General features: G+C 61.1%; 9 protein-coding genes. 8 read left to right on the forward strand and 1 reads right to left on the reverse strand.

Translation table 11 applies throughout. The annotated features are described in order from the left end of the window. Positions 1-93 precede the first annotated feature (93 nt). The 5 genes from NW840_RS08810 (at position 94) to NW840_RS08830 (ending at position 4,008) form a co-directional block, all read left to right on the forward strand. Positions 94-498 (forward strand): YihY/virulence factor BrkB family protein, encoded by a 405-nt coding sequence (locus tag NW840_RS08810; RefSeq protein WP_414343715.1) that lies wholly within the window; start codon positions 94-96, stop codon positions 496-498. Between the two features lie 25 nt (positions 499-523). Then, positions 524-1,615 (forward strand): L-threonylcarbamoyladenylate synthase, encoded by a 1,092-nt coding sequence (locus NW840_RS08815; RefSeq protein WP_414343716.1) that lies wholly within the window; start codon positions 524-526, stop codon positions 1,613-1,615. A gap of 14 nt (positions 1,616-1,629) precedes the next feature. Further along, a complete protein-coding gene (purE, locus tag NW840_RS08820) occupies positions 1,630-2,169 on the forward strand; it encodes a 5-(carboxyamino)imidazole ribonucleotide mutase (protein WP_414343717.1) in 540 nt (179 codons plus the stop codon). Positions 2,170-2,235: 66 nt separating this feature from the next. Beyond that, complete coding sequence (locus NW840_RS08825) at positions 2,236-2,994, forward strand: hypothetical protein (protein ID WP_414343718.1); 759 nt, start codon at positions 2,236-2,238, stop codon at positions 2,992-2,994. 327 nt (positions 2,995-3,321) lie between these two features. After that, positions 3,322-4,008: a DUF3318 domain-containing protein gene (locus NW840_RS08830; protein ID WP_414343720.1), complete on the forward strand. Its 687-nt coding sequence runs from the start codon at positions 3,322-3,324 to the stop codon at positions 4,006-4,008. A 4-nt stretch (positions 4,009-4,012) separates the two neighbouring features. On the opposite strand, the gene NW840_RS08835 is transcribed toward NW840_RS08830, so the two are convergent. Continuing rightward, the gene (locus NW840_RS08835; protein WP_414343721.1) at positions 4,013-4,966 is read right to left on the reverse strand and encodes an asparaginase; all 954 of its coding nucleotides are present in this window, start codon (positions 4,964-4,966) and stop codon (positions 4,013-4,015) included. Between the two features lie 142 nt (positions 4,967-5,108). Between NW840_RS08835 and NW840_RS08840 the strand changes: the two genes are divergently transcribed. The 3 genes from NW840_RS08840 (at position 5,109) to NW840_RS08850 (ending at position 7,535) form a co-directional block, all read left to right on the forward strand. Beyond that, positions 5,109-5,903, forward strand: coding sequence for a sirohydrochlorin chelatase (locus tag NW840_RS08840; protein WP_414343722.1), 795 nt, complete (start codon positions 5,109-5,111; stop codon positions 5,901-5,903). 64 nt (positions 5,904-5,967) lie between these two features. Next, positions 5,968-6,750: a uroporphyrinogen-III C-methyltransferase gene (gene cobA, locus NW840_RS08845; RefSeq protein ID WP_011432673.1), complete on the forward strand. Its 783-nt coding sequence runs from the start codon at positions 5,968-5,970 to the stop codon at positions 6,748-6,750. Then, entirely contained in the window at positions 6,747-7,535 is a 789-nt protein-coding gene (locus NW840_RS08850; RefSeq protein ID WP_414343723.1) for an ABC transporter permease, read from the forward strand. Before cobA ends, NW840_RS08850 begins: the two co-directional genes overlap by 4 nt. Positions 7,536-7,612 lie beyond the last annotated feature (77 nt).

The raw sequence follows: 7,612 nt of genomic DNA on the forward strand, positions 1-7,612 counted from the left end.
GCTTGCCAACTGCAGGGCTACCGAAAGCCCGCCCTGTACTGCGAAGCAGTCAGGGTCGGGTAGTTTACTGCCAGCTTTTTGCGCTTCTTGGCCATGAAAGCGAGATCCTTAGCCCAGGAGGTTGGCGGGCCGACTCAGTTGGATCCCCTGCGAGAGCTGGGGTTGAACTTGTGGGGGATCCTCACTTGGCCAATTTCCTTGGGGCTGGTCGTCTTCTCCTGCTGGGTGCTGTATCGATTTGGCCCCAGCCTGCGCCGACCCCAAATCCCGATTTGGCCGGGGGCCATCGTGGCCAGCCTACTGTGGGTTGGGGTGTCGTGGGGGTTGCGGATTTACGTGGAGCACTTTGGGCAGTTCAACCAAGTCTACAGGGCGGTGGGGGCAGTTATTGTGCTGCTGCTCTGGGTTTGGCTCACTTCCTTGGCGCTGCTGTTTGGGGATCAGATCAACATCGCCCTCTACCAGGCGCGAAAATGGATTGCAGAACGGGATCCCTAGCCCTTACTCCAAATCCGAGTCATGGATGCAGACGGAAATTCTCTCACCCACTCCTGAGCACATTGCCGTAGCGGCGGCAGCCTTGCTGCGGGGCCAGTTGGTGGCCATCCCCACGGAGACGGTTTACGGCCTGGCGGGCCATGGCTTGGATGAGCAGGCAGTGGCAAACATTTTTGCCGCCAAGGAGCGCCCCCGCTTCGATCCCCTGATCCTGCATCTGCCGGCTGGGGTGACCCTAGAGCAATTGCAGGGATGGCTGGTGGACGTGTCGGCTTTTACTCCCGCCGCTCGCGCTCTGCTGGGATCCCTGATCGACACCTTCTGGCCGGGGCCCCTAACCTTGGTGCTGCCCAAGTGTCCCACCGTGCCGGATCTGGTAAGCAGCGGGTTGCCTACTGTTGCCCTGCGGGTGCCTGCTCACCCGGTGGCTCAAGCTTTGTTGCAGGCGGTGCAAACCCCTCTGGCTGCCCCCAGTGCCAATCGCTTTGGCCGCATCAGCCCCACCTCAGCCCAGGCCGTCTATGCAGAGTTGGGAGGGCGGATCCCTTACATCTTGGAGGGGGGAGAGTGTGCTGTGGGCCTGGAGTCCACCGTGCTAAAGCTCAGCCCCGAGGGGATCCCAACGCTGCTGCGCCCAGGAGGGATCCCACTGGAAGCCCTGGAGGCCCACCTGGGGTTGCCCATCCGGTTGCCCCCAGAACAGGCCCCCAAGGATGGCACAACGGGCCCGCCGGAAGCGCCAGGACGGCTGAGCAGCCACTACGCTCCCAGTAAGCCCCTCTGGCTTTTGCCCACCCCTTTTGCCCAGCTTCAGCCCGGCGATTGGCAACAGGTGCAGCACCTGACAACCGGTCATTCCCACCTGGGCATCCTCAGTTTTGCCACGGATCCGCAGGCTCTGCTGAACACCCTCTCCCGCCATTGGCCGGGGATCACTTTCAGTTTGGAGTGTTTGGGTTCGGATCCCAAGGCAGCCGCCCGCGCCCTCTTTGCCAGCCTGCGCCGCCTGGATGAGGGAGATGCTACGCTCCTGCTGGCAGAGCCCCCACCCATCTCGACGGGGTTGGGCTATGCGATGATGGATCGGCTACGCCGGGCCAGCAGCCTTTCGCGTTAGCGTCGCTTAGCGATATGGAACTCTCCCCCCTCGTTGCCATCGTAATGGGCAGCGATTCCGATTTGCCCACCCTTGCACCTGCCGCCCAGGTGTGTGAGGAGTTTGGGATCCCTTACCAGATGCAGATCCTCAGCGCCCACCGCACCCCCGAGGCGATGGTAGAGTTTGCCCGCCGCGCCCATACCCAAGGGATCCGCGTCATTATTGCCGGGGCAGGGGGAGCAGCCCATTTGCCGGGGATGGTGGCCTCTCTCACCCCCCTGCCGGTGATCGGGGTGCCGGTGCTCAGCCCATCCCTGCAGGGGATCGACTCCCTGTACTCAATTGTGCAAATGCCCAAAGGGATCCCGGTGGCCACGGTGGCCATTGGCAACGGCTACAACGCGGGTCTGTTGGCGGTGCAGATCCTAGCCAGTGGAGATCCCGATCTGCTCCGGCGGGTGATCGCCTATCGGGAAAGCCTAAAACAGGCGGTGCAGGAGAAAAACGACCAGTTGCAAGCCCAAGGGTGGAAAGCCTACCTCGACTCTATAAAGCATAAGAGCATAATTTAAGGAGCGTTGATCTATCTTGCCGCTTGCAAAGGGCCAGATAGGGCCGAGTTTTGGGAGTTGCCATCGGTGAAGCATCAATCGGGTCGCCCTTCTTCCGGCCAGGGATCCTGGCCAGAATATCTGCAGCGGGTGGGGCGTGGGGCAGTGGAGACGGGATCCCAAGTTGCTCTGTGGATCCTAGCGGGGCCGCAGTGGCGGGTTTTGGCTCTGTCGGCCTTGGCGTTGGCAGGGCTGGCCTTCTGGAATGGGCGGCTGGCGCTCTCTCTGGGGGTGGGCACCTTGGTGATGTTGGGGCTACAGGGGGTGCGCAGCCCTGAGTTCAACCGCCGCTGGCAGGAGTGGCAAGCTTGGTTTCGGCAGGCGGATCGCTGGCTTTTGCTGGCAATTGGTTCGGGAGCAGCCGCCACCTTGGGCACCTACACCCTCATCTCCATCTGGGCAGAATCCACCCAACGCTGGCTGGCCACCGGTGCCATTCTACAGGGATTGGCCACTCTAGCCTTGTTGTCGCTGCTGTTTGGGGAGTGGCTCAGGGGCCGACAAGAGCGGCAACGGTCTCAATTGGAGCGCGACCTCAGCGACATTGCTTCTCCCGATCCCTTCCGACGGCTGGCGGGCGTTCGCCGCTTGCAGAGCTTAATGTCCCACCTGGATCCCGAGCAAACCCGGCTGGCGGTGGATTATCTGCGGTTGGCCCTCGACCAAGAGACGGTAGCGGTTGTGCGGGAAGCCCTGCTGGAGGCCCTACAGGGATGGGGGATCCTGCGCCGCCTCAACGATTTGACCAATCTCAAACACCCCAGCAGGGATCCCTCTTCAAACTAAGATAACGGCTGTCTTGGTCCTCAAGGGTTTGACTGGGATGATAAATTCAGTCCCTTGGGCAATCCGCCAAATAGATTGCTCACCTCAGGTTTAGCTAAACCGCCGAGAAGCCCCGCGCTGTATGCGTAGCAACCCTGCGGGAAGCTAGCTACAGGGTCGGGAGTATGTTACGCGGCATACCCCCTTTCCATCTAGGCTCAGGCTTGTCCCTCTGCCGCCATCCCTATTGCAAAAAGCTTGCTTGGAGCTGGCCTGCAAGGAAGGCTAGGATCCTTATACTATGGGGGTAATGATCTCCAGCCGCTCCTTTAACCGCACCGTGCCAGCATGTATACCATTTCCGACTTTGACCGCCTGATCCAGTTTCTCCCAGTGGAGATCCGCCCTGAAGTGCAGATCGAGATCGGCACCCCCGACCAGTCTCGGATTGTGCAGCCGCTGTGGCGCTTTCCCTGGCAGAAATACTCTCGCTTTGCCATTGACCTCAGCCGTTGGCAGAAGCTGAGCCCTGACCAGCAGAAGATCTACTTCTTGCGAGAAGCGGTGATGGCCACAGAGCTGGCTTTGGGGGATAACTGGTCGGCGTTGTTGCTGTATCCCGCCTTGATCGGGGCCGGCAGCATGGGCATTTTGGTAGAGCTGCAGATGGGAGATAACCTCGGCGTTGGCTTAGCAGCAGGCTTGGCCGCGTCAGCGGTGTTTCTGTTGCGCAAAGCGGAGAAGGGCCAGAAGGCCCAGGTGGCAGCCGACGAGTTTGCTGTGCGCTATGCCTCCCAGAATGGCTACACCTCCGAACAGGCAGCTTCCATTTTGCTAAGTGCGCTGCAGCAGGTGGCTATTCTAGAAGATCGCGTTAAAACTGACTACGACACCACCATGCGCCGCCGCAACCTGGAGTTCTTGGCGCAGCGGGGTTTGGGATCCGGCACCTTGACCATCAATCCTAAGTACCGCAACAAAGGCCAGAGCTCCAACCCCGGCCCCAATCCTTACCAAAACCCCTTCCAGCGCTGAGTCTTCAAGGCATGCGCAGCTCCCCTTCTACCTCGAGGCGGGTGTAGGGGCCGACGCGAAGGAAGCGCTCCCCCAGCATCTCGGCGGCGGCAGGCTGGATCCAGCCCATGCGCTGCAGCAGGTGCAAAGCCAGGGCATACTTGGCCCGGGCGGCTCCATCCTGAACCTTGATGGCCAGGCCCATGCCTTCCCCCACCCGGCCAATGCACTGGATCCCTTCAGCACCCGATTTGCTCACCAGATCCCCTTGAGTAGCCCGCATCAACTCCGTGTCGAAACACCCCTGTCCGGCCACCATCTCCGGGTGATGGGTCATGGCCCGTGCTACCGATTCCAAGTCGGGCCGCTCGCCGGCAGTCAGTTGGGCGAATAGGGAGGCCAGGTGATTCAGTTGCAGTTGGTAGGTGGGCACCCCACAGTCATCCCGCGCAAACAAAAACTCTTCCGAGGGCATTTGCAGCAAATCCGCCAACTTGGCCCGCACCAGCGCTTGCACCGGATGCTGCCGCTGGGCATAGTCCGACAAGGTCCAGTTTTGGGCGCGGCTGGCCATAAGCATGCCGGCATGTTTGCCGGAGCAGTTGTGGCAAAGGGGGCTGGGCTTGCCGGGTGGGGTGGGGCAGACCAGCAAATCGGGAGATAGATCGGCCCGCCACAGTATGCTGAACACCTGCCGCGCATGAGCCGTGGTGCCCTGATGGGATCCGCACATGATGGCAATATCTTTCTCAGTGAGGCGGTAGCGCTCGCGGATGCCGGTGGAGAGCATGGCCAGCGCTTGGAAAGGCTTGAGGGCAGAACGGGCAAAGACGGGGGTGGTGCTGTTGCCGGCCATGGCCAGAGAACGCCCGCGGCTATCGGCCACGACAGCTTGGCAATGATGGATAGATTCGGTCAACCCCTCCCGCAAGACATGGATTAAGAGTTCAGGGGCGGTGGAACGATTCTCAAATGACATGAAAACCTGGGAAAGGGCTGACGAAGCTGGGAAAGAGGGTGTGTACTCTTCAAATCATACGCGCAGATCCTACGCGAGAAGTTGGCGGGATCCCCTAAAGTAGCAAAATGGAACCCTTCCGCTCGGATCCCTGACCTCTGCCATGTCCTCCAATCCCCTGGTGTTTTTGGTCTGTCACGGCAGCCGGGATCCCGATTATCAGCAGGCTTTGGCAGATTTGTTGGCCCGGGTGCGGCAGCGGCTGGCCCCTCAGCCGGTGGAGCTGGCCCAGTTGGAAGGTCAGCCTCTCACCTTGGCCGAGCAGATTCAGGGACGGCTGGCAGCTTGGCTGGGCGCAGGCCGATCTCCCGATCAAGTGGTGCTGCTGTCGCTGTTTATGGGCGAGGGATCCCATGTGGAAGAGGATTTACCGGCTGCGGTGAAGCAGGTTCAAGCTCGCTGGCCGCGCCTGCCCATCCGGTTAACACCCCCCATTGGCCAGCACCCGGCCCTCCTGGATCTGTTGGTGGCTCGCATTCTGGCTCCACAGCCCTCTTGCTCTGCAACGCTCAGGCAATCCGGCGAACGGGCAGATGCCTGGATTGTGCTTGGCCATGGCAGCCGTCTGCCGGGGTTTGCCGCCCAGCTCCAAGCAGGGATCCAAACTGTGCAACGGCGCTTGCCCGAGATCCCCTTGCATGTGGCTTTTGCTGCCCAGTCCCCCACCTTAGAAGCGGTCGTGATCCATTGCTTGCGCCTTAGCCAGTGCCGTCTACGGGTGCTGCCGTTTTTTCTCTTTCCAGGCGGTCTGCTGCGCGCCCTACAAGAACAGGCTCAGCGATTACAGCGGGAATGGCCTCTGCTCCAAATCCAGGTGGAGCCGCCCCTCTGGCGGGATCCTCAACTGATGCAGGCCATTGTGGAGACACTCCAGGCTTTTAGCCCGGCGCTGGAATAGCCGAATCTTTCCCGTTCCCTCAAAATGGATATTTCCAACAGCAATGACGCGACCGGGACTTGAGATGGGCAAAGTGTATTTGGTGGGGGCAGGGCCTGGGGATCCAGGGCTGCTGACGGTGAAGGGAAAGGCGCTACTCGCCCACGCGGATGTGGTCATCTACGATGCTCTGGTGGGATCCTCCATCCTGGAGCTGATCCCGCCGACGGCAGAACGGATCTATGCTGGCAAACACTGCGGCGCTCACACCTTGCCCCAGGAGCAGATCACAGCCTTGCTGATGGAGAAAGCTCGGACGGCAGCCGTGGTGGTGCGGCTCAAAGGGGGGGATCCCTTCATCTTTGGGCGAGGCGGCGAGGAGATGTTGGCTCTGGTGCAGGCCGGGATCCCAGTGGAGGTGGTGCCGGGAATTACGGCGGGCATTGCCGCCAGCGCCTATGCCGGGATCCCTCTCACCCATCGCGACCTCAGCTCCTCAGTTGCTTTTGTTACCGGACATGAGGCGGCAGGGAAATACCGCCCTCAGGTCAATTGGCGGGCTTTGGCCGGGGCGGTGGAAACCCTGGTGATCTACATGGGCATGCACAACCTCAGCCACATTGCCGCTGAATTGTTGGCCGGAGGGAAAGCTCCCGACACCCCGGTTGCCCTGATCCGCTGGGGCACCACCCCTGAGCAAGAGATTCATCTGCTCCGCCTGCAGACTCTGGCTGGGCAGCCCTCGCCCGTAGCACCGCCTTCAATTGTTGTGGTGGGAGCGGTGGTCAGCCTGGCCAGCTTGTTGCCCACTTTGCGTCCGCCAGTCTCGTATTGCTCCGCAGCGCTTGCGCAACCGGAATCTCCATGAACGCCTTCTTTCGCAAGTTGGGTGCCCTCTTCTCCGCCTACTACGCCTACATGCTGGAGTACCGGGCCGAGCTGATCCTGTGGGTGTTGGCCGGATCCCTGCCCCTGATCATGATGGGGGTGTGGAGCGAGGCAGCCCGCTCAGGAGACTTCTCGCTGTCTGCTCTGGAGTTCATCCGCTACTTTCTGGCGGTGTTCCTGGTGCGCCAGTTCACCATCGTCTGGGTCATCTGGGACTTTGAGCGAGAGGTGGTCGAAGGCAAATTATCTCCTCGCCTGTTGCAGCCTCTGGATCCGGCTTGGCACCATGTGGCCAGCCACCTGATGGAGCGCTTGGCCCGTCTCCCCTTTACCCTGGTTTTAATCGCCCTTTTCTTCGTCCTCTACCCCCGTGCCTTTTGGATCCCCTCTTGGGCCCAGGCGGGGCTGGGATCCCTGGCCATTCTCCTGGCTTTTGCCCTGCGCTTTCTCATGCAGTACACCTTGGCGCTGCTGGCCTTTTGGGTGGAACGGGTGACGGCCTTGGAGCAGTTCCATTTTTTGGTGTACTTGTTTTTCTCGGGGGTGATCGCTCCTCTGGAGGTGTTCCCACCCCCCGTGCGCCAGCTCTTGGCCTGGACACCCTTCCCCTACCTGGTGCACTTTCCCGCCAGCCTCTGGGCAGGGATCCCGGTGGATATTCTGGGCGGCTTTGGCATGGGCCTGGCCTGGACGGGCCTGCTCTGGCTGGCTAACCGCTGGTTGTGGCGCAAAGGCTTGCAACAGTACTCGGGAATGGGAGCTTAGAGGGCCAGGTTCAGCTAGAAATCGCAGGAGCCCCGCACTGTACCCGTAGGGTCAGTGCCGGGAGGAATGCGCTTTGA

Origin of the sequence: Synechococcus sp. R5-13 (assembly GCF_047462015.1) — a bacterium.
GTDB lineage: Bacteria > Cyanobacteriota > Cyanobacteriia > Thermostichales > Thermostichaceae > Thermostichus.